This window comes from Acinetobacter sp. CAU_H_29a_1, assembly GCF_058599505.1.
Window position 1 is genome coordinate 1,580,775 of the sequence record NZ_CM178655.1, and the last position, 25,744, is coordinate 1,606,518.

Genomic DNA, 25,744 nt, shown 5'->3' on the forward strand with positions numbered 1-25,744 from the left:
GGGTGCTTTTTTATATGAGGGCCTAAACTTTTTTAGCTTTAAACTTAAATATAAGCATAACTGCAAAACCAAAGAGTAGTCCCCAAAAGGCAGAGCCAATACCAAAGAACTGTACACCAGATGCGTTAAATAAGAAGGTCATGAGGGCTGCTTCGCGGTCTGATACCGCTTCAAATGCAATCGCGATGTTATGACTAATCGTGCCAAACAAAGCAATACCAGCCAAGGCTGTAATAAAAATCGCAGGGAAAGACAGCAAAAGACTGGTCAGGGTGGCTGCGAATAGTCCCATTAAGATGTAGAAGAAACCGCAGCTCATGCCCGCAATATAACGTTTTGATGGATCAGGGTGAACTTGTTCATCTAAACTGACGGCTGCACTAATTGCTGCGGTATTGACACTATAACAGCCAAAAGGTGCGAGTAAGGCTTGAGCGGTACCCGTCCAACCAATCAGTTGATTGACATGTGGGTTATAGCCATAGCTTTTAATCATGGCAATACCCGGTAAGTATTGCGATGCCATATTGATCACAAACAAAGGCAGCGCTAAACCTAAAATAGCAGACATGCTGAACTCAGGTGCCATCCAAACAGGTTGCGCTAGGCTCCATGTGATTTGAGGAGTATGGAAGTCTAAGAATAACGGGCAGAGTAACAAGCCTGCAATCACTGTAATGACAATGCAATAACGTGGAGTAAGTCGCTTAGAAACAATATAGGCCGCTAGCATGGATAAAATAAAACCCCAATGATCTTGCATACTGGCGAACAATGAAATACCAAACTTCAATAACACACCTGCCAGCATGGCACTGGTTAGGCTTTGAGGGATATACGTCAGTACTTTTTCAAAGATACCGAAAAAGCCCAAAATGGCAGTAACCAAACCACAGACCAAAAATGCGCCAATCGCTTCATGCAAACTATAACCACTGCCTGTCGCAATAATTAAGGCCAGTGCTGCCGTAGACCATGAGGTCGATACAGGATATTTAAGTTTCCAAGATAAAAGCAGGCCACTCAAACCAATACCTAGACCTAAAGCCCAGAACCATGAGTTGATTTGCGCGGTATTTGCACCTAAGACTTGGGCGGATTGAATGACCAAGACTGAAGACACACTAATGCCAATGAGGAAGGTAATAAAACCTGCGAATACAGCTGGAACTGAGAAATCTTGAAATAATTTTTGCATGAAGATCAAAACATAATTTGAATGAGTGAAAATTACTATTGTTCAAGGGTCATACGCTGGTCCTTGAAAAACAAAACAGCACATGATAGATTTTTTATCGAAAATAATGAGATTATTCACGAAAATTACAGTGTAGAAAGTGCCAGTTTTAAGCCGAAGCCACAAAACAGCAGACCGACGGTCGCCACCGCAACGGCTGCAACTTTAAACTGACGATTGAAATAGCTCGCCAGCTTAATACCTGAAAAAATCAGGATACTAAGATAGGCCATACTGATGATTTGTAGAATAATGGAAAGTAAGGCAAAGCTCAGTGCTGGGTAAGCATAATTTGGGTCGACAAACTGAACAAAAAAAGACAGATAAAACAAAATAGCTTTTGGGTTTAAAAGGCTAATGGTCAGCGCTGAGCGAAAAGGATGCAAGCTTTGTAAAGTACTCTGGCCTGTACTTGCTGCAAGCTGTTGTGGGCTGGACTTCCAGGTTTTGACTCCTGCAATCAAGAGTTTTATACCTAAATATGATAGATACAGTGCACCAACAATTTTTAATAAAATAAACAGCCAAGGAAAAGCATGTAAAAGAGATGCTGCACCCAGCACGGTACATAGAATGAGGATCAAATCGCCTGTGAAAACACCTAATGCACCCCAGTAACCTGTCTTAATACCAAATCGTGAGGCAATGGACATCACATAAAGAGAATTTGGGCCTGGCAAAATCACAATTAGAGTTGTACCGATGATATAAGTACCGATATCGATAATACCAAACACAACGTATTCTCAATAAAAAAGCCGATGTTACATGATAACAAAATCGGCTTTTAAAAGAAGAAAAATCAAGTTAAGCTGAAATTTCTTCATCTAGACCAAAAGACTGACGCAATAGTGTGTTCAGCTGTTGACGGGCTTTAATAAATCCATCAATACCGCCTTGTAGCAGTTGCGTTGCCATGAGGTCATGTTCAATTTGATCTCTAAACTCAGTTTCACCGAGTGGATCAAGTGATGCTGTCGCAGGCATAACATCACTTGCAGACAGTTGTGCTTTGACTTCACGCGTGTCTTGCTCAAGTGCAGCCAATAAATTAGGTGCAACAGTCAGCAGGTCACAGCCAGCTAGTCCCAACACTTGGTCAATACTACGGAAGCTTGCGCCCATAATTTCTGTTTTAACCCCATGTGCTTTATAGAACTGGTAAATTTGCTTCACAGAAAGTACGCCAGGGTCTTTTTCAACGGGATAGCTGTTCACGCCTTCGGCCTTTTTGTACCAATCTAAAATACGTCCAACAAAAGGTGAGATTAAAGTGACATTCGCCTCCGCACAAGCATGTGCTTGATGCACACCAAACAAAAGCGTTAAGTTGGTATGGATACCTTCAGCTTCCAGCACTTTCGCTGCTTGAATGCCTGCCCATGTCGAAGCAATTTTAATTAAAATACGATCTTGATCTACGCCGTAGTTTTTATATAGCGCCAGCAGCTCTTTGGCTTTTTCGATGGTGGCATTGGTATCATAAGACAGCGCTGCATCTACTTCTGTGGAAACACGACCTTCAATCAACTTGAGAATTTCAACACCAAATTTGACGGTAAGAATGTCAATCGTACGTTCAATAAGTAAGTCATCTTCAAAGCCTTCAGCCTTGGCTTGAGCGAAAGCGTCTTCAATCAACTCTTTATTTTCAGGTTGACTTGCAGCGGCTGTAATTAGAGATGGATTGGTGGTTGCATCTAGCGGGCGAAATTGGTTAATCGCCGCTAAATCGCTACTGTCGGCAACAATGGTGGTTAAGCTTTTTAATTGGTTTAATGCGGTTTGTGTCATTGATCGTTAGTTCTTAAAGTTATTACCCGTAAAATATTTATAACACAAACTGCTTTTAACCCAAGTAGATTCGGACGTTTTAACAGCAGTTATTATACTTTTTTACGCTGATTTCGGATGTATTGGATTAAAAAACGCGCAGCCGCGCCCAATTCACTTTCGCGACTCCAGACCAAGTCCACAAAATATTCAAACTTCGGGGTGAAATCTAGCAGATCTAATATTTTGAGCTGTTTTTTGAGCTGAGGGTTTTCATTCAACATTTCTAAGGGTAAAACACCCCAACCAAAGTTTTGCATGATTAAAGCGCAAGCTGAGTGATGGTTGTCTGTCCGCCAATACTGTTTGGAATACAGCAATTCTGGCTTAATGCTTTTATCGCGACTGGCAACCACGATTTGACGGCTATGTTGAATTTGTTCAAAGCTGACTTGTGGAAATTGAGCAAGAATAAAGTCCTTATTGGCGACGGGAACTAAAGTTTCGAGTTTTAATTCTACAAACTGTTCGCTGCTTTCCAGTTGCTCACGTTCAAACATCAGCGCCAGTTGTGCTGTGCCGTTGAGTAACATTTTCTGCGCATCTTCTTGAGGTGCAGAAAAAATATTGATTTGTAGACTGGGAAATTCGGCCACTAATATCGCGATGTAGTCGATCCATTGCATATGTAGAAGCTCAGATACCACTACAATGTTGAGCGAGGACTCCAAACCATGGCTTAGGGCATAGGCATGCTGTTTCCATTGATTCATTTCGGTCAGCAGTTGCTCGGTCTTTTCGTACAAAGTGATTGCTTGTGCTGTTGCTGTGGGCTCACGTCCTTCACGTAAAAAGAGTTGTAAGTTTAAGTCTATTTCCAAGTTAGCAATTGACATACTCACGGCCGATGGTACTTTACCCAACTTGCGTGCAGCTGCTGAAAATGAGCCAGACTCAATCACAGTTTTAAAAATAATCAGTTGCTCTTGATTGATATTCATAATTTCCAATCTTTCAATTTTATTGAAAGAACCTAACTCGATTAATCAATATTATAAAAATAAAATAGCCAATATCCAATCATGAAAGAGTAATTAAAAATGTTGATTTCCAAAAGAAGGATTATTCATGCGCTCAGCTATGAAATCATCCTATTGGTGATCATTGCTGTTGCCTTAAGTTTCATATTCCATATGCCTTTAGAAGTCACAGGTGTACTCGGTATTGCCATGGCTGTCACTTCGGTCATATGGAATATGGTGTTTAACCATTTTTTTGAAAAGTTTGAAGCGAAAAGAAAGCTAAAAAGAACCATCGGCGTGCGTGTTCTTCACGCGATTGGTTTTGAAGGTGGTTTGATGCTGGCAACCATCCCAATGGTCGCATATGCAATGCAAATGAGTATTTGGCAAGCCATCGTACTCGACTTCAGTTTAACCATGTGTATTTTGGTTTATACCTTTATTTTCCAGTGGTGTTATGACTGCCTAGAAGAACAGTTAGGCTACAAACCAAAATATCATTAATAATTAATTAAAAAATCCATTAATTAGTCATAAAGGCCTTATCTGATAAAGTAAGGCCTTTATTGATATTAAATACTTTATATTTTAACAAAAGATGAAAATTGATCACAATTTGATCATACAAATAACTCCATTTATTACATAACTTCTAAATATAAAAACAAAGAAGTGTTTTTATAAAACTTAATAAAAAATATATCGTACAAGGAGTTAGACGATGAAAATAGGCGCTTTAGTTGTATCTATAGCTTTACTGAGTGTTACACAGTCAGGCTTTTCAGCTACAGGTGGAAGTTTTAAACGGTTTTCTGTTTCTGCGGGGTGGTTACATGCTATGCCTCAAGGAAAGACCAATCCATTTAATATTTCGACTCCAATTGCAAATGGTAGGAATGCAAATATTGGATCGGTCTCATTGAATGCTGTTGTTAATTCAATTGATCCTTCGGATGTAAATGCAGATGCTATGAAAAGTATTCTTAATATGCTTGGAGATATGTATAAAGAAAATCCGAACGAACCTGAATTGAGCCAGTTCTTTGAGTTAAAAAATGTGAATGGCACAGATGAGGTCTATTTAAAAGATGCTTTGTCAGGTAGTGCAGACTTATACGGTTTAGAACAATGGACAGCAGGGGGAGTGGCCTTGAAGTTCAAGATGCAGATACGCTCGGTTTAATGATGAATTATTATGTAAATGATAATGTTTCATTACAGCTGATTGGAGGAATACCGCCAAAAGTCGATATTAAAGGAAAAGGAGAAATATTAGCGCCTATGTCAGGTATAGGCCATACAGGTATAGGTCTTGATTTGCCTTTAGCACAAGATATTCCAATTACAAATTTAGGAAGTAAGTCTAAAGTTGCGACAGTCCGTGCTTGGACTCCTGCATTTGAAGCACAATATCAGTTTGGTCAGTCTGGGATAAATAAATTCCGCCCATATGTTGGCTTAGGCATCATGTATGCACATTTTGGTAGCATTAAAGTGAATGGAGAAACCAAAGCTGACTTAGTGGCAGCAGGCCATATGATTCAAAATATTCTAGATGGAAAAGCTGGCGCCGCTCTAGATCGGGAGCAATCAAGTGCATCTCCTTATGTAAAAGTAAAGTCTGAAGATGCCTTTGCTCCAATCGTAAGTCTTGGTGCAACATATGACATAACTTCTAATTGGTACGGCGTGGCATCTGTTTCATATTCAAAATTAAATAATAAAACTACGATCGATGTTATAGATAGGAATACAGGAAATCGTTTAATTCATTCTTCTACTAAAATCGATATCGATCCTTTAATTACTTACCTTGGCGTAGGTTATCGTTTTTAATCTAATCAGCGAAAAAGCATTTAGGAATGCTTTTTCTAACCATAATTTTTATTTCATCTATAAAAATGCAAAGACCCTTGGAAGTACAACTTTCAAGGGTCTTTTTTTCAAAAGTGAAAACAGTTAATTATTTTTCAATAATCGCTGTTACCCCTTGGCCACCAGCAGCACAAATTGAAATCAGTACGCGACCTGAACCTTTTTGGTTAATCAACTTCGCAGCAGTAGCAATGATACGACCACCAGTTGCAGCAAATGGGTGACCTGCTGCAAGTGAAGAACCTTTTACGTTGAGTTTAGTGCGGTCAATTGAACCGAGTGGAGCATCTAAACCTAAACGGTCTTTACAGAATTTTGGATCTTCCCAAGCTTTCAATGTTGAAAGAACTTGCGATGCAAATGCTTCATGAATTTCGTAGTAGTCGAAGTCTTGAAGTTTAATGCCAGCGCGCTCAAGCATACGTGGAACTGCATAAGCAGGTGCCATCAATAAGCCTTCTTTTTTCTCAACGAAATCAACAGCAGCCGTTTCTTGGAAGGTTAAGTAAGCAAGCACTTCGTAACCGTTTGCTTTGGCCCATTCTTCTGACGCTAAAAGCACACAAGATGCACCATCCGTAAGTGGTGTTGAGTTACCCGCGGTCATGGTACGCGCATCGCCTTTACCAAAAGCTGGTTTGAGCTTAGCAAGTTTTTCAACCGTAGAGTCAGCACGTAAGTTGTTGTCACGCTCTAAACCTAAGAATGGTGTGATTAGGTCATCGAAGAAACCTTCTTCGTAAGCCGCAGCCATTTTTTGGTGTGAAGATGCAGCAAGTTCGTCTTGTGCTTCACGTGCAATACCCCATTCAAGCGCAGTAATCGCTTGGTGATCGCCCATAGAAAGCCCTGTACGTGGTTCACCATTTTTCGGCGCATCCATTAAGTCTTTTAGGTTGATTTTAGTTAAGGCTTTTAAACGGTCTTTACCCGTTTTTGCAATGTTGAGTTCAAGCAATGCTTTACGTAAACCATCACCAAACGCAATTGGTGCATCAGAAGTCGTATCTACACCACCAGCCACACCCACTTCAATTTGACCCAGTGCGATTTTGTTGGCAACTAAGAAAGCTGCTTGTAAGCCAGTGCCACATGCTTGCTGAATATCGTAAGCAGGTGTTTCTGGTGCAAGTGCAGTGTTTAGTACACATTCACGGGTCATGTTAAAGTCACGGCTGTGTTTAAGTACCGCACCAGCAACCACTTCACCAAGGCGTTGACCTTGAAGATTAAAACGTTCAACAAGACCGTTTAACGCTGCTGTGAACATATCTGTATTCGAAGCGGTGAAATATACGCCATTTGAGCGAGCGAAAGGAATACGGTTACCACCGATAATAGCCACGCGGCGAACAGTGTTTTGACTCATGGTTTGATCCTGTTGAACAGCAGTTTGAGTTTTTGATTTTAAAGCATTTGTAGAAGAAGCGGGGCTTTTACTACGAGTTGACGCAGCACGGGTGCGAGTCGGCTTAGTCGTGTTATTTACTGATTGGGTTATTGTGCCAGTACTTTTAGTTCTACGCGGTGTACTTTTTGATGTATTTGACACAGTTTCCGTAGCAGAATTTTCCACTGCTGGATTTTCTTGAGTTGTTTTGCTCATAAGGCTTTTCCAAGCATGTTAATCTATTCTTAGGGTGTACATTAGCATATTATAAAAAGGGCTGAATTGACTAGAATGACATTGCAACAGGCTTTCAGGTCAAGACATATCATCTATAACTCAAGTATGATTCTATAGAAACCGATGGAACTATTGAAATATAAGACTCTAGACATCACTTTGAAGTTAAAAGGATATCTTTGAATCCATCAACAATTCATTTGTATGAGAGATAAAAAACATGACTGATCAATACCAAACATTCGCAAAATCTCCGATTGGTAAATTTGTCATTAAAAATTTGGGTTTACCTGCACCAACTTTTTTAGACCGTTTTGAGTCAGCAACGCCTGTTATTAAAGGTGCTGTTTTACTGGGTGCAGCAGCAAACAGTTCATTATCTGGTGCAATTGCGCAAGTGTTGGCCAATGTTCACGCCAATAGCTATGCAGGTAACAATGCACAGTTACAGCAAGCTGCGGCTCAAGTGGGCTTAAATTTAAGTGCATTTAATGCAGGCGACAAAGAGTCTAAATTCAAAGTTGTTATTTTTGATGCATCTGGCATTGAGTCATCAGAGCAACTCAATGAGTTATATAACTTCTTTAATCCTATCGCACGTCAAGTGGCTGCTTCTGGTCGTGTGATTGTGGTAGGTACGACACCTGAAACTGCGGGTAGCGTGAAAAAAGCGATTGCACAACGCGCGCTTGAAGGCTTCGTGAAGTCTGTCGGTAAAGAATTTAAAAAGGGGATTGCAGCACATTTGATTTATGTGGATGCAGGTGCAGAAGCAAATCTTGAGTCAACTGTACGTTTTGCAGCATCTCCACGTTCTGCTTATGTTTCTGGTCAAGTGATTCGCGTATGTAAAGCTGCTGTTGTAGATGTAGATTGGGCTAAACCACTGGCAGGTAAAACGGCTGTAGTCACAGGTGCGAGCCGTGGTATTGGTGAAGCGATTGCACATGTCTTGGCACGTGATGGTGCGCATGTGATTTGTTTAGATGTACCACAGCAACAAGCAGATCTTGACCGTGTTGCAGGTGAGATTGGTGGTTCAACACTGGCAATTGATATCACAGCAAACGATGCTGGTGAGAAAATCAAAGCTGCGGCAGCTGCTCAAGGTGGTTTAGACATCATCGTGCATAACGCAGGTATTACTCGTGACAAAACTTTGGCAAATATGAAGCCTGAGCTTTGGGACTTGGTGATTAACATTAACCTGTCAGCGATTGAGCGTGTAAATGATTATTTACTTGCGAACGAGGGTTTAAATGCCAATGGTCGTATTGTTTGTGTATCATCTATTTCAGGTATTGCAGGTAATCTAGGTCAAACCAACTATGCTGTGTCGAAAGCAGGTGTCATTGGTGTAGTTAAATTTACTGCTCCAACTTTGACGAATGGCATTACCATCAATGCGGTTGCGCCAGGTTTCATTGAAACGCAAATGACCGCTGCAATTCCATTTGCAATCCGTGAAGCGGGTCGTCGTATGAACTCGATGAGCCAAGGTGGTTTACCTGTAGATGTTGCTGAAACCATTGCTTTATTTGCAGCGACAGCATCGACTGGTTTAAACGGCAACGTGGTACGTGTTTGTGGTCAAAGCTTGTTGGGTGCTTAATTTAAAAGCTTGAATTTATCTCTCCTTTAGAGGGGGATAAATTCTTTATATTATAAGTGGGATGGTATTTTTCCCTCATCCTAACCTTCTCCCTGAGGGAGAAGGAGCTTTCAAAAATATTGAAATAAAAACTTCTCAAAGGTTCAGTATGAAGACTCGCCATTTTAGTCAACTTCCAAAACCATATATGGCTTATCCGAAAGTCATTCAAGGTTTGATCTTTAAAAAGCCAAAAGGTGAAAAAGTCTTACCGCAGGTTGAGTATGTGATGGATTCTTTTAACGTCGATCAAAAGCATTTGAAAGCTTATAACCAAGTGTGTGGCTTTAAAAATAATGGTTATATTCCTGCGATTTATTTGGCCGTATTATCGCAAAGCCTACAAATGCACATGATGGGGCAAGAGCCGTTTCCATTTCCTGTGCTAGGTTTGGTGCATATTCGCAATCAAGTTAAACAAATGCGTAAAGTTGGCGTCAATGAAACCCTTACTTTATCATGTAAATATGGCGCGCTTGAGCCACATGATAAAGGTGTTCAGTTCGATTTCATTACCACGGTGAAAGTTGGCAATGAAGTGGTGGTTGAAGCCTTAACCACGTATTTAGCACGTCAAAAGACCGATGGTAAAACAGCACCAAAATTAGTTGAACCAACGACTCCAGATTATCAGCCGAATGCAGTCTGGGCAGTCTCTGAAAACACAGGTCGTCGTTATGCAATGACCTCGGGCGACTTCAACCTCATCCACATTCATGCAGTGACAGCAAAAGCTTTTGGTTTCAAACAGGCCATTGCGCACGGCATGTGGAGTAAGGCCCGAGCGTTGGCTTCGATTACATTGCCTGATGCTTATGAAGCGGATGTTTGGTTTAAACTGCCGATGTATTTACCGTCAACAGTCGATTTTATGACCGCGACAGAAGGTGCAAATACCGCTTTCTTAATTCGAAATAGTAAGAACCAAAAACCGCATGTGACGGGACAGGTCAAAGCACTATAATTTAAAAGCCCAGTTTAGATTACACTGGGCTTTTTTATGCCAGCTTAAAAATACAAGGATGTGTAAATGAAAATTTTAAAACAATATTTACAAGCGAATCCGAACCATTACCAAGGCTACGTTGACCCACGTTTTCAAAGTGTTGCTCATCTCTTTAGTCGCGTACAAGATGCTCGTTCAGCATATGGCGGTGCAGCCTGTGTTTTATATTTTCAAGGTGAAAAAGTTGTCGATATCTGTACGGGTTTGGCAGCGGTAGATTCTCCTTGGCAGGCCAATACCATGTCGGTGTGTTATTCGACAGGCAAAGGCGTGCTCGCAACCTTGGCGCATATTTTAGTCAGTCGAGGTGTGCTGAGCTACGATCAACCGATTGCGGATTATTGGCCTGAATTTGCCCAAAATGGCAAAGGGAAGATGACGCTAAGATATGTGCTGAGTCATCAAAGTGGATTATTTGATATTCGTAATAACATTGCCGATGCGACAGAAATGTTGGACTGGACATATATGTTAGACGTATTTGAAAAGGCACAACCACGTTTTGCAATTGGTGAAGATGCTGCCTATCAACCTTTGTCATTTGGTTGGCTAGTCGGTGGTGCTTTGGAAAAAGCAACAGGGAAACCTTTAACTGAACTCTTTCAAACCTATTTAGTTAAGCCACTTGAGCTTGATGGGGCTTACTTTGGTGCACCCAGTGCTGAATTAAAACGTATCGCACGACCTATTACTCGTCCTGTACCTATCCAACCAAATCAAAAAAGTCCAACGAAGGTACGTAAAGTTTCCTTGCTGGATAAAGCGATGCAGTGGTCAGGGCAAGATCCACAAGATTTTCAGGATGCTATGATTCCCAAAGGCATGAAAAAGGTCAGTTTTTATCATGATGATGCGATTCAGGCGATCATTCCTGCTGCAAATGGTGCATTTACAGCCAATAGTTTAGCCAAAGTTTATGCGATGCTATCTCAAAAAGGAATTTGGAAAGGTCAGCAGTTGATTCGTCCAGATGTGTTTTCTGAGTTGAGTCGAGTGCAATATAGCTATCGAGATCGCGTGATGCCGATACCTATGCATTGGCGCTTGGGGTATCACCGTATATTAACCTTAGGAAAAACTGCAGAGCAGGGCTTTGGTCATATGGGCTTTAATGGTTCAGGGGCTTGGGGCGATAGTGAGCGAGGCTTAAGTTTTGCTTATACACATAACTTTGCTACAGGTTCTTTGACTGGGGATTATCGACTTTGGGCTTTGAGCCAAGAAAGTTTGCGTTGCGTTGATGCGGTCTTAACAGGTAAAAAAGGCTGGTTTTGACAGGTCTGAGATTTAGTCATCGTCTAAAATATGTTATGTTCGTCGCGGTTTAGGTTTTGAATATTTGTGACATGAAGGCTCCCATTCTTATCCCGCTGGTTGCTACAGGACTACTCTTAGGTTGTTCCGAGGCGAATCAAACGCAACATGATCAGTCTAAACTTCAAGTGGCAGAACAAAAGCAGATTATTCCTGCGTGGGTTGGGAGTTATCAGGGGACAACGCCGTGTATGGGATGTTTGTCCCGTTGTGAAGACTGTCCAGGTATGGCAGTAGCACTAGAGCTGCATGAAAACATGACCTACACCCTAAAACGAGAAAGTTTGAGTGGTCATAATGAAATCGAAACTTTGACTGGACCACTTCGTTTTAATGCTCAAGATCAGCACAAGGTTGAGTTGGTGAACGTGACAACGCGAAACTTACTTTATGTCGATTTAGAAGACCGTGTTCTAGAAATACGTGAAGATGTGACTGGAAAAAAATATCAAATGCAGAGTGATTTTGTTTTGGTGAAACCAGCTTAATTTTCTAAATATCTGTATTTTAGAAATTCATTTTAATATTTACATCTTTTTGCTTTTCCAAAGCTCTCACTTTATTTCAAATCCATAATCTAAATGCATAAATAGCTTGAGATAGAGAGTGGGATAAAAATGGAGCTAATGGTTTTTGAATTATTGATCTAAATCAGCTTTATAGCTTAGAAATGAGAGAACGGAGTGAAGTAATTCATTCACTCTTTGGCAAAAAAACAGTATGCTTAGGCCTATAAAAAGGAGCATACATGTATCAAGTACTTGCACGGAAATATCGTCCTCGCAATTTTAATGAGCTAGTGGGTCAAAACCACGTTTCTAGAGCGCTAACAAGTGCTTTAGAGCGCGGGCGTTTGCACCATGCTTATTTATTTACAGGAACGCGTGGTGTTGGAAAAACCACCATTGCCCGTATTTTGGCGAAGTGCTTGAACTGTGAAACGGGTGTGACTTCGACGCCGTGCGAAGTTTGCCCAACCTGTACCGCCGTGAATGAAGGCCGTTTTATTGACTTGATTGAAATCGATGCGGCATCACGGACTAAAGTTGAAGATACGCGAGAGCTTTTAGACAATGTTCCTTATGCACCGACGCAAGGTCGTTTTAAGGTCTATTTGATCGATGAAGTGCATATGCTGTCTACGCATTCTTTTAATGCTTTACTCAAAACATTGGAAGAACCACCTGAACATGTGAAATTCCTTTTTGCAACGACAGATCCGCAAAAGCTCCCAATTACCGTGATTTCGCGTTGTTTGCAGTTTACATTACGCCCTTTGGCTGTAGATGAAATTACTGAGCATCTGGCTAATATTTTAAATAAAGAAAGCATCCAAGCCGAACAAGATGCGATTTGGCAAATTGCAGAGTCTGCCCAAGGCTCATTACGTGATGCGCTTTCTTTGACAGACCAAGCGATTGCTTACGGTCAGGGCGCTATCCAGCACCAAGATGTCAAAGAAATGTTGGGTTTAATCGACCGTACCATTATTTATGATCTGATCCTTGCGATACATCAAAACCAAAAACAACGGGTGAGTGAGTTGCTGATGCAATTCCGCCAGCAAGCACTGGATGTATCTTTAGTTTTGGATCAGCTGATTTCGACTTTACATGAATTGGCATTACTACAATATTTGCCAGAACTAAGTCTCAAATATAGTGCTGAAATTAATAAAAAAATCATGCAATTGTCTCAGCAAATTGCTGCGCAAGACTTACAACTTTATTACCAAATTACATGTAAAGGACGTGCTGAATTACAGCTAGCAGTCACGCAAGAGCAAGGCTTTGAAATGTCAGTGCTGCGCATGTTGGCGTTCCGTCCATTACAACCGAATGAAGTACTGGTAGCTCAGACGAATAGCGTTGTAGTTGAATCTGTACAACAAGCGGCAATACTGAGTTCTGATCCAGAAACGGCTTTGCAGCAAGATGCTGAAGGTACAGTTGTTGATGTGGCATCTGAAGACGCTGCAATAACTCAGGATGCAGAGCCTGAGTTTAAGCCTGAACTTGATGATGTCGATCTTTCAGAAAGCGTTGAAGATAATAAACCACCAGTGGATTCATCTCAGCAATCTGATCAAATCGTTTTTGATCCTTCAAGTGATGAAGTGCTATTCGATTTAGATGAAGCAGACGAATTTAATGCTCGAAGCAATGACGATGAGCCAAATAGTGATGATTTCTTATTTGAAGAAATTGTACCGCTAGACCTAGAAAGTCAAAATGATGCTTCCCTTGAAGATGTCGTAGCAATAGCTGAACCTGCTGTGCAAGCGGAGTCTTCTGATTTAGCAAATGAAGTGCTTTCAGCAGATAGCGTACAGGACACCCAAGTTGTAGAAAATGAAAGCCTGCAAACTGTTGCCGCTATTGTAGAGCCCGTTCAACCTGAACAGGTTGCAACTGCATCAGCCGATTTAATGCCGCAAGATATTTTACAACTTCAACCGCAGCAGTTAGTCGGTGAGTGGACGGTGGAGAAGTGGGAGTACTGGTTCAGAAGCAGCGGCTTATCGCCCGCGGTACAAGAGTTGGCTCAGCAAGGTTTAATGGCTGGGCAAATTAATGCCGAGTCTGTGTTTATGATTCCGCAGCGTTATGAGCAACTCCTCACCCAATTACGTCATGTCTTGGAAGATGCGCTTAAAGCTGAATGGCCTCAGACGCGTTTTGATGTGAAATATGCAGAAGTTGAAACGATTACCCCGTACACCATGCAGGCGCAGCGCAAGCAAAAAGCATTTCAACGTGCGCATGAGTTACTGCAAAACGAAGACACGGTAAAAGGTCTTGTACAAACTTTTGATGGTGAATTACACAATATTCAACTTAAGTAATGTCATGGCTTAAGTAGTGGCGCAAAGCACTCCGCATTTCAGAGGGAATCGGGGTGCTTTTTCGTGTTTCACGGTCTACAAAGACATGAACAAAATGTCCTTGAGCTGAAGCAGTTTCTTGACCAAATTTGAAAATGGCGAGTTCGTAAGTGAGTGAAGAGTTCCCTATTTTGGAAATAGTCACACCAACGTCAATAATTTCGGGATAAGACAACTCATGTAAGAAACTACATGCTGAGTCGACCACTAAACCAATAATAGGGGATTGGTGAATATCAAAATTTGCTTTTTCAATCAGTAAGGCATTTGCCGCAGTATCAAAATAACTATAATAGGTGACGTTGTTGACATGGCCATAGAGGTCATTGTCCGACCAACGTGTCTGAATCGGTAAAAAATAATGAAATTGGTCACGTGTTTTTGCAGCTTGTCTCATCGATATCATCCTTAAAATCGTCTTATAAATAGCCTAAGTTAATTATATGGCTTAGCTGTAAATGGCTTGATAAATTTCGCGTGCCTGTTGCCACTCTAGTTCTCTTGGGTTGTTTTGTAGTAGGCGTGTTTGTAACATGGCATCGGTTGCAAGCTGATCTAGACTGTGTTCAGAAATATTCAACGCTTTGAGTTTTAAGGTTAAACCACTGCAGTCTAAATGGTTTTGCATATGATCGACGAAAAGATCAGAAAGACCATCGGTACAGCCTGTACTTTTTGGGTCGAGCCAGCAGATCAGTTCTGCATAATGTTGCTTAGCTAGAGGCAGATTAAACTTTAAAACCTCTGTCAGCACTAAGGCATTACTGTGTCCATGAGAAATGTGAAAATGACCTCCCAGTGGATAAGCCAGCGCATGAACAGCACCTACTGGGGCATTGGCAAAGGCTTGCCCTGCCAACATCGAACCGACCAACATATTTTGTCGAGCTTCTAAATTTCGACCATCTTCTAGCACTAAACTGAGGTTCTGATTCAGCAGTTTTAAAGCCTGTTTCGCTAACATGTCTGCATAGGGGTTTTTCTTGATTTTAGAGGTATAAGCTTCAATCGCATGTACCATCGCATCAATGCCTGTGGCAGCACTAATATGACGCGGTAGGTTTTCAGTAAAAGTCGCATCCAAAATCGCCACATCAGCAAAAAGAACGGGTGCTACGATGCCAGTCTTTGTCGTTTCACCTGTGGTAACGATCGAAATTGGTGTGACCTCAGAGCCTGTCCCTGCAGTGGTTGGGACCAAAATTAAGGGTAGGCGAGGTGCTTGGGCATGATTCATCCCATAAAGATCTGACAAGTGTTGCTGCTGTGCAGGATGGCTGAGGATGGCAATAATTTTTGCAACATCCATAGAGCTGCCGCCACCAAAGCCTAAAACGATATCTACTTTTTGCTGTTTGGCATAATCAACCGCATTTAAAACAATTTGCTCACTTGGATCTGCTTCAACCTCACTGTAAATACTGTAAGTGAGTGAGAGATCTTCTAAAATTTCCAAGATGGGAAGATGAAGCTGATGCTTTAACATGCCTGCATCTGTAACCAATAACAGATGTTGATAAGGACGTGCTGTTAAAATGTCTCTGAGTTGTTGAATGCTGCCTAAGCCTGAAATAATATTCGGCACGGTTTGAAATTGAAATTGGTTCATATCAGCATCCTTTTTTATATCTTATCCGACAATATTGTTTTGTACTTCTATAGGATTCATCCTCTAAATAACTTAACATAAGACACTTGAAAATAAAGCTGTTTCGAGGTGGTTATGTCATTCACAGCGCCCTATAAGGTGTTATGTGTCTGTTTAGGAAATATTTGTCGTTCTCCCACGGCAGAAGTGGTTCTCAGACATTTTTGTGATGCACATCAGCTCAACATCGAAATCGATTCGGCGGGAACCAGTAACTACCATCCCAACAAAGCACCTGACTTACGTAGTCAAGAACATGCTTTAAAACGGGGCTATGATTTATCCAGCTTACGCGCACGACAGTTACAGACCAGTGATTTTGTCCATTTCGATTTAATTTTGGCCATGGATCATCGTAATTTTGATGATATTCAAGCGTTGTATCAAACAGCGCAAACTGAATTTGGTGCTCAACCTCTCCGCGCTAAAGTTGCACTCATGTCTGAACATGACGCGCAGTATCCGCAGCAAGCATTACCTGATCCTTACTATGGTGGTTTTGATGGTTTTGAACGTGTTCTTGACCAATGTGAGTCGAGCAGCCAAGCGTGGGTCAGTATTTTTAAACAACAATTTGAACAGTAATTAAGGTTCGTGCATGCAAATCGAAACACAAAAACAGCTTAAACCTTTTAATACGTTAAGCTTAAATGCGATAGCCTCTCATTATGTTCAAATTCACAGTCCAGACGAGCTTGTAGATGCATTGGATTATGCACAGCAACACGCTTTGAATGTCATGATTCTATCTGGTGGAAGTAATATGCTGCTTCCCGCACAAATTAATGCTTTGGTTGTTCATATGAATATTCTAGGCGTAGAAAACCTGTCTGAAGATGCAACTACCAAAACTATACGGGTCGGTGCGGGCCAAGTTTGGCATGACTTTGTGCTTTGGACGACAGAACACCATTTATTTGGCTTACAGAATTTGGCGTTGATTCCAGGCCTCGTGGGTGCATCTCCTGTACAAAATATTGGGGCTTATGGTGTAGAAGTCGGTGAGTTCATCGAAAGCGTGCAAGTCTATGACCGACAGTTGAAAACATTTAGTGATATTGAAGCTAAAAACTGTGCATTTAGTTATCGTCATAGTATTTTTAAAGATAATCCAAATCGCTATGTGATTACGCATGTGACCTTCAAGTTGTTGAAAAAAGAAGATTTGAAAATTAGCTATGGTGACTTAAAACAAGCCGTGGGTGATGAGCTAACAGCTTTTAATTTACAACAACAAGTGATTCAGATTCGTCAAAGTAAATTGCCTGATCCGAAAGAATTTCCTAACGTAGGCAGTTTTTTTAAGAACCCAATTATTAGTCAGCAAGCTTATGACCTTTTAGCCCAACAATTTGAAAAATTGCCACATTATCCGCAGCCGAATGGTGATGTTAAAATTGCAGCAGGTTGGTTGATTGATCAATCGGGCTGGAAAGGTAAGCAGCTTGGTGTGGTCGGGATGTTTGCCAAACAAGCCTTGGTTTTAGTGAATTATGCCAATGCAGATTTGAACGATGTACAGAGCACATACCGTGCAGTACAGCAGGATGTGTATAATAAATTTAAAGTTTTGTTGGAACCTGAACCTGTGTTATTTAATTCCTCGGGTCTCATCCAATCTCATCAGGATCGTTAAAAGTATGAGTAAAACCCATAAAATGGTGCGTTTAATGCAAATCACTTCGGTGCTGTTTGCATTTTTCGGCTGTTTAATGATTTTTATTTATACGCCTTTTTATTCAAAGCTGATTGTGGCGACATTGAATGCCTTTGTCCCTGTAGACGTCAATGAAGTTGCAGCACAAAGTCAAAAAATGGCAGCACTCAGTGAACAAGAAAGCTTAGAACCGGGTTCTGATTTATGGATTGCTCGTCAAGCGTACTTACAGTTGATGGAAGAGCAAATCAAAGAACATAATTCGCAAAACCTAACCACGATTCAGGCACGTTATAAAGCACTGCAACAGTTAATTATTTCTGAACAGCGTGAGGAGCAAGAAAAAGAGCAAAAGCCTCAAATTCCTTTGGTGGTTGAGACGGCAAGTTCTGAGGTTGACCCGACTGAAAATGTCAAAGAACTGCTAGAGCTGAATAGCAAAGAAAATAAAGCCCTGATGGAACATTATCTCGACTTTTTAAAAACACATAAGGTTGAGACTGTAGAGGAAGAGCCGATAGATGAACAAATCTATCAGGATATCGCACAAATACATGCACAAAATGAAGAGAGAAAAGCGGCATTAAACATGCCGAATGCCATAGTCGTTTTGGGTGGTGGATTAACTCTAGACAAAAATCGTAAAGATATTGTAGTGAATGAATATACGCGATTACGTCTTGAAACCACATTGCAGGTCGAACAACAGTTCAAGCTCCCCATTGTGCTTAGCGGTGTCGAAGCCCCGTATATGCAAAGATGGTTAAAGGCACGTGGAGTCGATGCGAAACTATTGGAAGATCGTAGTATGAATACCTGCGAAAACTCACGCTTTAGCTCTTTGCTATTGCAGAAAAAAGGTGGTGCACCACGAGTGATTTTAATTACAGATCAATATCATATGCCACGTACACGCCGTTTATTTGCTTTAAATGGTATCGAAACACAGCCGATAGAGGCGCCAATGCCGACCCAATTAACCCAATGGCGTCCAAGTGAACAGAATTATGATCATAGTCGCCGTGCCAATTATGAAATGCTCGCAACGATACGCGATGTACTGTTGGGTTCGAGTGACTGTAGGGAGATTCCATAATGCCTGAACTTCCTTTTTTAAATCCTTCAGTACTCAAACAGCTTGAACTTCCTGTGCCGAGTCGTGAGACAACACCACAGCTATTAATGCCTTTGAATCTGAACCAGCCGTATGAGGCATCGGTGGAGATGGTGTCTTATCGTCGTTTATATGGTTTAGATGCATTGGACTGTGATCACTGGCAAGGTTATGTTCAAATGCCTTTGTTTAAGCTGCATGTCCAAGTTTTTGCACCAAAAATTGAAAAAATCAAAGGTTCAGTCTGTCTGTTGCATGGTTATTTAGAGCATAGCGGAATTTATCAACCCATTATTAAAGAGTTACTTGAGCAAGGCTTTAGTGTATTGACCTATGATCTTCCAGGGCATGGACTCAGTGATGGATCACCCGCGAATATCCAAAATTTTGATCATTATCAAGATGTGTTACATGCTGTGGTGCGCTATGTGAAACATGCAGAACAGCTACCGCAACCGTGGCTAGGCATAGGGCAGAGCACGGGTGGTGCAATTTTGATGCATCATTTGCTTGAATTTGCCGAACGCCGTGAAAACCCTTATGTGCAACGTGTTTTGTTGTTGTCGCCACTCATTCGACCTGCAAAATCCGCTTGGTGGCATAACTCGGTTGGACTAGGCATTATTCGACGGATTAAACGTCAAGTACCGCGTCATTTTAGGCGGAATAACCATAACCCAGAGTTCTTACGCTTTGTTCGGTTAAAAGATCCGCTACAACCTCGCATGATGGGTATGGATTGGATTTTGGCTATGTCCAAATGGATGTTGGAAATGGAGCAGCGCCCAGCCTGTCGCATTCCTGTCTGGTTAGCCCAAGGTGCGCTGGATCAGACGGTAGACTGGCGTTATAACATTGAGTTTATTCGTGAGAAGTTCCGCTTACAAACTTTATTGATGTTGGAGGAAGGTTCGCATCAATTGATTAATGAACGTTCGGATATTCGCGCGGCCTTAACAGGTTTAATTCCTGCCTTTTTACATGCGCAGGGTTCATCGAGTGGATATTACTAACATTCTGTGATTTCTCTTATCGAAAATAAAAAGGAGGCTGATAGAGCCTCCTTTTTATTTAGAAATGTTCTAATTTGGACATATTCCACATACGGAAATAGAAGTTCTCTTCATCTTTATTTTCACAAGATAGAAGTTCACCATCTTTTAACCAAAAATGCAGCTGCGCATAGTTTCGAATTTCTCGGTCATTAATGCGCTGTGCTAAATGGCGTGCTTTAATTTCTGCTGGATGTTTTAAGCCCGCTGAAGCAATCATTTCTGAAAGTGCCTTTAATGTGTTGTCATGAAAATGCAAAACGCGTTCGGCTTTTGTGGGCACATGTATTGCTTTTTGACGCTCTTTGTCTTGTGTCGCAACACCGACAGGGCATTGGTTGGTATGACAACTTTGCGCTTGAATGCAGCCCACCGCGAACATAAATCCTCGTGCAGAATTGACCCAATCTGCACCAATTGCCATGGTACTGGCAATATCAAAGGCACTAACCAATTTGCCACTGGCACCAATTTTGATCTGGGCACGTAAACCCGCACCGACCAGTGTATTGTGTACAAAAAGTAAGCCTTCACGTAGTGGTACGCCCATATTGTCTATCAGCTCGATAGGCGCTGCACCTGTACCGCCTTCTGAACCATCTACCACAATAAAATCGGGAATAATTTGAGTATGTAGCATGGCTTTGACAATACTCATAAACTGCCAAGGTTGACCAATACACAGCTTAAATCCGACTGGTTTGCCTTCAGATAATTCACGCAGTTTTTGAATAAAATGCATCATCTGAATTGGCGTTTTGAAGGCAGAGTGACTTGAGGGGGAAACACAGTCATGATCTCGACTGACGCCCCGTATTTCGGCAATCTCTTCAGAAATTTTATCTTTTGGTAGAATCCCTCCATGACCGGGTTTTGCTCCTTGAGATAGCTTGATTTCGATCATTTTGACTTGAGGTCGTTTGGCTTGCACAGCAAATTTCTCAGGGTCAAATTGACCATCTAGAGTACGGCAACCGAAATACCCACTGCCTAACTCCCAAACAATATCGCCTCCATACTCAAGATGGTACGGACTTAAACTGCCTTCGCCAGTATCATGGTAAAAACTACCCATTTGTGCTCCTTTATTTAAAGCGCGAATAGCATTGGCACTCAAGCTGCCAAAACTCATGGCTGAAATATTGAAAATAGAAGCACTATAAGGTTGTGAGCATTGCGAATTGCCCACCAAAATACGGAAGGTTTTAGGGTCAGCAGGTGTACATGGGCTCAGTGAATGAGTCATGAAGCGGTAATTGTCTGCATAGACATCGATAATGGAGCCGAATGGTTTATCTGCATTTTGGTTTTTTGCACGTTGATAGACCAAACTGCGTTGCATCCGTGAAAAAGGCAGTGCGTCTTGATCTGCCTCAATAAAATACTGGCGAATTTCAGGGCGGAAATCTTCAAAAATAAAACGAAAATGTCCCATAATCGGATAGTTCTTTAAGATCGAATGTTTATTTTGTAAAACATCATGCAAGCCAACAAGACTTAGTAAACCTGTGATCAGCCAAATACTGTTCAGTAAAGTGTCCGAAATAAAATAATTAATATAGATGGGCGTATGGCTATAATGAAAAAAAGAAATGCTCAAGAAAATAAAAATACACAGTAGCCAAATGGAGTGCCGTGAAAAAAAAGTATTGAGTAATTTATGTCGTATGGATTGAGCAGGGCTAGACATATGGCTGGGCATCCTTCCTGGTTGTTTAGACCTAATGTGCCAAGTCTCTATTTCATCTACAAGTAATAAATTGTTGTTAAGTCCGTTATTATTCGCAGGGGCAATCCAATATTAAAATTACGGATAAATTTTATACAGATTGATATCTTTCAGAATTTAAAGTATATAAAATGAATATGAACAAGCGCTTATTGTTCAAAAGAAAAAATTATAAATTACTTACTTCTAGGGATAGGTTAGGCCAAGCTTGCATCGGTATAGTGTGGTTGAAGAATGATAAGAAAAAGGGGAAGCTTCAGTGAAAAATAAGGAAACTGTTTTGCCTGCACCTGTTTTAATCGTGGAAGATGAAGCCATGATTCGCTCGCGCCTAGATCTGATCCTGTCGGAGCTGGGCTATAGTCAAGATATGCTGATTTTTGCTAAAAATTTAGCTGAAGCCATGCAAATCATTGCATCACAACCGATTTCTTTAGCCTTAGTTGATTTAGGGTTGCCCGATGGGAATGGTATTACCTTAATTGAAAAACTTAGAGAGATAGACGAAAGCGCCTTAATTCTGGTGATTTCGGCATGGAGTACACAGCAAAGTTTATTTGCCTCGATTAAGGCAGGAGCGAATGGCTATGTACTGAAAGAACGTGATGATGCTGAAGTGCTAATGTCGATACGGAGTATTTTGCGCGGCGGAGCGCCGATTGATCCCTTTATTGCTCGCGAAATTTTAAATCAAATCTCAACCTCAAATACCCCCCAAACTGAGCGTGTAGAGCAGTTGGATGGTCAGGACTATGATCAACTGACCAATCGAGAAACTGAAATTCTAAACTTGGTGGCACAAGGCCTGAGTAACCGCGAAATTGCTGAGCAATTATTTGTTTCGCGCTATACCGTTGAAAGCCATATTAAGCATATTTACCGCAAGCTTTCTGTTTCAAAAAGAACCAAAGCAGTCAGTACTGCGCGTTCTTTAGGTATTTTATGAGAAATGGCTGGCTGAGCATTTTTGTCACACTGTGTTTGTGTGCGCTTAGTTTTGCCAGTTCCGCACAAACGAACTTTGCTGTTAGTCCAACCTGTAAAGTGAATGTCGATAAAATTTCTGCGGTGAAAACAAGTTCTATCGATGTTGTTCCGAAGACGGGATGGGTAGAGGTTAAAAACCCTGACGTGTGGACAGAACGCTGGCCACATTACGATGGCGGCGTTTGGTACCATTTTAATTGGCATTGGAGTTGTAACGACAGTAATGAACTGAAGCAGCCTTTAGCATTTTCTGTGGAAGGCATGAGTAGCGCAGGCGCTGTTTTTTTTAATCGAAACCTGCTTTGGAAAGATAAGCATTTAGTTGAACCCCTATCAAAAAGTTGGAATACTCCGCGTTTTTGGATCCTTCCTGTCGAAAGCTTAAAACAAAAAAACAATGACATTTGGGTCTATGTGGTTGGTAATAGTTATGAAAGTCCGGGTTTAGGCAAACTAGAATTTTCTGATATCACAACAGCATATGATAAACAACAAAAAAGAATTTGGAACAAGAGAGCACTGTTTCAAGTCAATTTAGTCATTTCCACCACCTTAGGTTTGGTGTGCTTTGTCATTTGGTTTTTTAGACGCAATGAAACGACATTTCTGTGGTTTTCTGTTAGCTGTTTGTTTTGGGTCTTGTTTATTTGGAATGTCATCAACCGAGAAGTGTTTCCATATCCAAACTCCTTGTGGGTCATGAAAACTAACCTGACTTTTTTTGTTTTATACAATGTTTGCTTTTGCATTTACTTACTGCGTTTTGTGAAGACAAAGTTTGCTGAGTTAGAGAAAACCTTATTTTTAGTTGCTGCAGTGTGTATTGTCACCATCTTGTTTATCCCGAGCTTGATGGTCAATATCGTATTTGCTGTGATTTTCCTGTTATGTATTGCATTATTTATCGCATCATTCTGCTTTGTGATTTATCGTGCTTATAAGACCAAGCGCCGTGATTATATCTTGTTGGTGGTTTGTTTAAGTGTGATTCTTATCGTCATGCTTTACGATATTTCACTACTTTTTGATGGGCATATTAATGACCATCAGCCTTTGTCGCCGTATACCTCACCGGTGATCACTTTTTTTATTGTGATTATTCTCGCAACACGTTTAGATAAAAATATTAAAAAAATACAAAGATTTAATAGTGAGCTTGAGCAACGAGTGAGCTTTGTGACCAGTAATCTGTCCTCTAGTTTATATGCTCGACATCAATTAGAGCTTGAAAATGTCCGTCTACAAGAGCGTATTCATTTAGCGCATGATTTGCACGATGGTTTGGGTGCATCTTTGGTTCGTTCCATGATTTTAGTGGATCAGAGCTCCAGCACCATGTCGAATCAACAATTTTTATCCATCCTCAAATTGCTTCGAGATGATTTAAGACAAATTATTGACAGCGGTTCTTTAACCAATAACAAAACGCCAGATAATCCTGTGTTATGGATTGCTCCTGTTCGGCATCGGTTTAGTCAGATCATGGATGAGTTGGACATTGAGGCGACTTGGAGCATTCCTGAAGCATGGGAAATACAACCGACAGCACTACAATGTTTGACTTTAATTCGTGTGCTTGAAGAAAGTTTGACCAATATTATGAAGCACAGCCAAGCACGGCATATTGATGTAAAAATGTATTATCCAAGTACAACTCACTTGGTCATGATTATTCAGGATGATGGCGTAGGTTTTAATGTGGAGTGTGTGCTTAACCACGGGATGGGCATTGGTATGCGCAGTATGAAAATGCGTTTAGAAAAAATTGGTGCTGAGCTCAATATCGAATCTGAAAAAGGCTGTACCAAAATTATTGCCAGTTTAAGGTTTGGTGAGGGAGAAAGTGCTGAGTAGATTCCTCAGCACTTGGTTTGCTTAAGCTTCGTCAGGTGGGAGTAGCATTAAGACGGATTCGTTCATCAGCATTGCAATGTCTTCTAGAATATCGGCATCATATAAGCTTTCATCAAGTAAGAGTGCTTCACCATCTGCTAAATTCTTGAGTAATGGTGCAAATTGCTCCGAAATGCATAGCCCTTCACCGTTGGCCCAAAATAAGAATTCAACTTCATCGTGAGTATAAAGTAGGCGAGAAGCGGGTTCTAAGATCAGCTGATAGCCTTGGTCTAAAATACCTTCTAAATCTCCTGTGCCAATTTCTTCAGCTTCAGGAATATTTTCAGGGTATTTCGGCTCTGACATCAAGGTCATAATAGCATCTTCAAGCAAAGTTGAATTTTGTAGCTGCGCCAAAATTTCTGCTTTTAAATAATCCAATTCGTTTTGTGTTAATTGGCCGATCGGGCTTTGTTGGTCACGAACAATATCGAGCAAAGGATTACGCAATAGCGCGTTATCAGACAGTTTATCGCCTACACGGTCTACCATGTCGGTGACGTTTGGCATACGGAAGCCAAAAGAGAAAGTCAGGCAGTCATCTTCGGCTACACCAAAATGTGATAAACCTGGTGGTACATAAAGTAGATCACCTGGCGCTAATACTTCGTCAAAATGTACGTCAATTTCAGGCAGTAATTTTAAAGGTTGGCCTGCAACAATCTCAGATTCAGCATCGCACATTTGACCCAATTGCCAACGACGGTGTCCATAACCTTGAACTAAAAAGACATCGTAAAAGTCAAAATGCTTTCCGACAGAGCCACCCTTAGGCGCATAAGACACCATGATGTCATCACGGCGCCACTGCGGAATAAAAGGAAATTTTTTCCACAGTGCAGCTAAGTCAAAAGAGTAGTGATCTACGGCTTGAACCAATAAAGTCCAGAGTTTTGGCATCTTTTGGAAATCAGCTTTTAACAGCGGTGAAGACTTTACCGACCACTGATTTGGGTCACGGTCTTTTTGTTTGATGAGACGAGCTGTGACATTTTCATCTAAAGCCAGTTCCATAATATCGCTAGGTTCTAAAATATTGATAATTTCAGGCAGCGCGTTGCGGACCAATAATGGTTTTTTTTGCCAATATTCGGCAAGGAATTGTTCAGCTGTAATACCGCCAAGAACATCAAGAGATTGGGACATGAAAATAGCCTAAGCAAATTTAAAACAATATTGTGACTATTGTCTTATGATCGAAGGCCTATGTGCAAGTATCGTTAGATTTATTTAAATGCGCTTGGTTGATTTAAATAAATTAAGTTTGTCTGA

The 25,744-nt window shown here is 41.0% G+C and carries 21 protein-coding genes and 1 pseudogene; 13 read left to right on the forward strand and 9 right to left on the reverse strand.

Features of this window, described 5'->3' with window-relative positions; genetic code table 11:
- Positions 1–22 precede the first annotated feature (22 nt).
- The 4 genes from AC4MDD_RS07790 to aceR all read right to left on the reverse strand — a co-directional run bounded on the left by AC4MDD_RS07790 (position 23) and on the right by aceR (position 4,011).
- On the reverse strand, positions 23–1,198 hold the full coding sequence (locus AC4MDD_RS07790) for a benzoate/H(+) symporter BenE family transporter (RefSeq protein WP_491882516.1): 1,176 nt from the start codon (positions 1,196–1,198) through the stop codon (positions 23–25).
- Positions 1,199–1,323: 125 nt separating this feature from the next.
- Positions 1,324–1,974, reverse strand: a complete 651-nt coding sequence (leuE, locus tag AC4MDD_RS07795; protein WP_491882517.1) for a leucine efflux protein LeuE — start codon at positions 1,972–1,974, stop codon at positions 1,324–1,326.
- A 70-nt stretch (positions 1,975–2,044) separates the two neighbouring features.
- Positions 2,045–3,031, reverse strand: coding sequence for a transaldolase (tal, locus tag AC4MDD_RS07800; protein WP_491882518.1), 987 nt, complete (start codon positions 3,029–3,031; stop codon positions 2,045–2,047).
- A gap of 92 nt (positions 3,032–3,123) precedes the next feature.
- Positions 3,124–4,011 carry an HTH-type transcriptional regulator AceR gene (gene aceR, locus AC4MDD_RS07805; RefSeq protein ID WP_491882519.1) on the reverse strand — a complete coding sequence of 296 codons (888 nt, stop codon included), beginning with the start codon at positions 4,009–4,011 and terminating at the stop codon, positions 3,124–3,126.
- A gap of 99 nt (positions 4,012–4,110) precedes the next feature.
- Between aceR and aceI the strand changes: the two genes are divergently transcribed.
- Positions 4,111–4,536, forward strand: a complete 426-nt coding sequence (gene aceI, locus AC4MDD_RS07810) for a chlorhexidine efflux PACE transporter AceI (protein WP_004696918.1) — start codon at positions 4,111–4,113, stop codon at positions 4,534–4,536.
- 217 nt (positions 4,537–4,753) lie between these two features.
- A pseudogene (locus AC4MDD_RS07815) lies at positions 4,754–5,868 on the forward strand (OmpW/AlkL family protein).
- Positions 5,869–5,995: 127 nt separating this feature from the next.
- On the opposite strand, the gene AC4MDD_RS07820 reads toward AC4MDD_RS07815, so the two are convergent.
- Entirely contained in the window at positions 5,996–7,513 is a 1,518-nt protein-coding gene (locus tag AC4MDD_RS07820) for an acetyl-CoA C-acetyltransferase (protein WP_491882520.1), read from the reverse strand.
- Positions 7,514–7,754: 241 nt separating this feature from the next.
- On the opposite strand from AC4MDD_RS07820, the gene AC4MDD_RS07825 reads away from it, so the two are divergent.
- The 5 genes from AC4MDD_RS07825 to dnaX all read left to right on the forward strand — a co-directional run bounded on the left by AC4MDD_RS07825 (position 7,755) and on the right by dnaX (position 14,350).
- A complete protein-coding gene (locus AC4MDD_RS07825) occupies positions 7,755–9,146 on the forward strand; it encodes a 3-oxoacyl-ACP reductase (RefSeq protein WP_491882521.1) in 1,392 nt (463 codons plus the stop codon).
- A gap of 148 nt (positions 9,147–9,294) precedes the next feature.
- Positions 9,295–10,149, forward strand: coding sequence for a MaoC family dehydratase (locus AC4MDD_RS07830; RefSeq protein WP_491882522.1), 855 nt, complete (start codon positions 9,295–9,297; stop codon positions 10,147–10,149).
- Positions 10,150–10,215: 66 nt separating this feature from the next.
- Positions 10,216–11,466: a serine hydrolase domain-containing protein gene (locus AC4MDD_RS07835; protein WP_491882523.1), complete on the forward strand. Its 1,251-nt coding sequence runs from the start codon at positions 10,216–10,218 to the stop codon at positions 11,464–11,466.
- Positions 11,467–11,537: 71 nt separating this feature from the next.
- Positions 11,538–11,993, forward strand: a complete 456-nt coding sequence (locus AC4MDD_RS07840; RefSeq protein WP_058951900.1) for a copper resistance protein NlpE N-terminal domain-containing protein — start codon at positions 11,538–11,540, stop codon at positions 11,991–11,993.
- Positions 11,994–12,253: 260 nt separating this feature from the next.
- On the forward strand, positions 12,254–14,350 hold the full coding sequence (gene dnaX / locus AC4MDD_RS07845; RefSeq protein WP_491882524.1) for a DNA polymerase III subunit gamma/tau: 2,097 nt from the start codon (positions 12,254–12,256) through the stop codon (positions 14,348–14,350).
- Here the strand turns inward: dnaX and AC4MDD_RS07850 are convergent.
- Positions 14,343–14,786 carry an acyl-CoA thioesterase gene (locus tag AC4MDD_RS07850; RefSeq protein ID WP_110973968.1) on the reverse strand — a complete coding sequence of 148 codons (444 nt, stop codon included), beginning with the start codon at positions 14,784–14,786 and terminating at the stop codon, positions 14,343–14,345. The genes dnaX and AC4MDD_RS07850 overlap by 8 nt on opposite strands.
- 51 nt (positions 14,787–14,837) lie before the next feature.
- On the reverse strand, positions 14,838–15,998 hold the full coding sequence (locus AC4MDD_RS07855; RefSeq protein ID WP_491882525.1) for an iron-containing alcohol dehydrogenase: 1,161 nt from the start codon (positions 15,996–15,998) through the stop codon (positions 14,838–14,840).
- 114 nt (positions 15,999–16,112) lie between these two features.
- On the opposite strand from AC4MDD_RS07855, the gene AC4MDD_RS07860 reads away from it, so the two are divergent.
- From AC4MDD_RS07860 to AC4MDD_RS07875, 4 genes are read left to right on the forward strand one after another with little or no spacing between them, the layout of a single operon-like run.
- Positions 16,113–16,622 carry a low molecular weight protein-tyrosine-phosphatase gene (locus AC4MDD_RS07860; protein ID WP_491882526.1) on the forward strand — a complete coding sequence of 170 codons (510 nt, stop codon included), beginning with the start codon at positions 16,113–16,115 and terminating at the stop codon, positions 16,620–16,622.
- A 13-nt stretch (positions 16,623–16,635) separates the two neighbouring features.
- Positions 16,636–17,673 carry a UDP-N-acetylmuramate dehydrogenase gene (gene murB, locus AC4MDD_RS07865; protein WP_491882527.1) on the forward strand — a complete coding sequence of 346 codons (1,038 nt, stop codon included), beginning with the start codon at positions 16,636–16,638 and terminating at the stop codon, positions 17,671–17,673.
- Between the two features lie 4 nt (positions 17,674–17,677).
- Positions 17,678–18,790, forward strand: coding sequence for a YdcF family protein (locus AC4MDD_RS07870; RefSeq protein ID WP_159127493.1), 1,113 nt, complete (start codon positions 17,678–17,680; stop codon positions 18,788–18,790).
- Positions 18,790–19,821, forward strand: coding sequence for an alpha/beta hydrolase (locus AC4MDD_RS07875; protein WP_004696940.1), 1,032 nt, complete (start codon positions 18,790–18,792; stop codon positions 19,819–19,821). The genes AC4MDD_RS07870 and AC4MDD_RS07875 overlap by 1 nt, the downstream gene beginning before the upstream one ends.
- A 58-nt stretch (positions 19,822–19,879) precedes the next feature.
- Here the strand turns inward: AC4MDD_RS07875 and AC4MDD_RS07880 are convergent, their stop codons facing one another.
- Positions 19,880–21,550 (reverse strand): FMN-binding glutamate synthase family protein, encoded by a 1,671-nt coding sequence (locus AC4MDD_RS07880; RefSeq protein WP_490752896.1) that lies wholly within the window; start codon positions 21,548–21,550, stop codon positions 19,880–19,882.
- 298 nt (positions 21,551–21,848) lie between these two features.
- Here AC4MDD_RS07880 and AC4MDD_RS07885 point away from each other — a divergent pair, with 298 nt between their 5' ends.
- Together AC4MDD_RS07885 and AC4MDD_RS07890 are read left to right on the forward strand one after the other, a co-directional pair.
- A complete protein-coding gene (locus AC4MDD_RS07885) occupies positions 21,849–22,535 on the forward strand; it encodes a LuxR C-terminal-related transcriptional regulator (protein ID WP_004696942.1) in 687 nt (228 codons plus the stop codon).
- The gene (locus AC4MDD_RS07890) at positions 22,532–24,430 is read left to right on the forward strand and encodes a sensor histidine kinase (RefSeq protein WP_078388850.1); all 1,899 of its coding nucleotides are present in this window, start codon (positions 22,532–22,534) and stop codon (positions 24,428–24,430) included. Before AC4MDD_RS07885 ends, AC4MDD_RS07890 begins: the two co-directional genes overlap by 4 nt.
- Positions 24,431–24,451: 21 nt before the next feature.
- On the opposite strand, the gene AC4MDD_RS07895 is transcribed toward AC4MDD_RS07890, so the two are convergent.
- A complete protein-coding gene (locus AC4MDD_RS07895; protein WP_004696944.1) occupies positions 24,452–25,618 on the reverse strand; it encodes a ribosomal protein uL16 3-hydroxylase in 1,167 nt (388 codons plus the stop codon).
- Between the last annotated feature and the right edge of the window lie 126 nt (positions 25,619–25,744).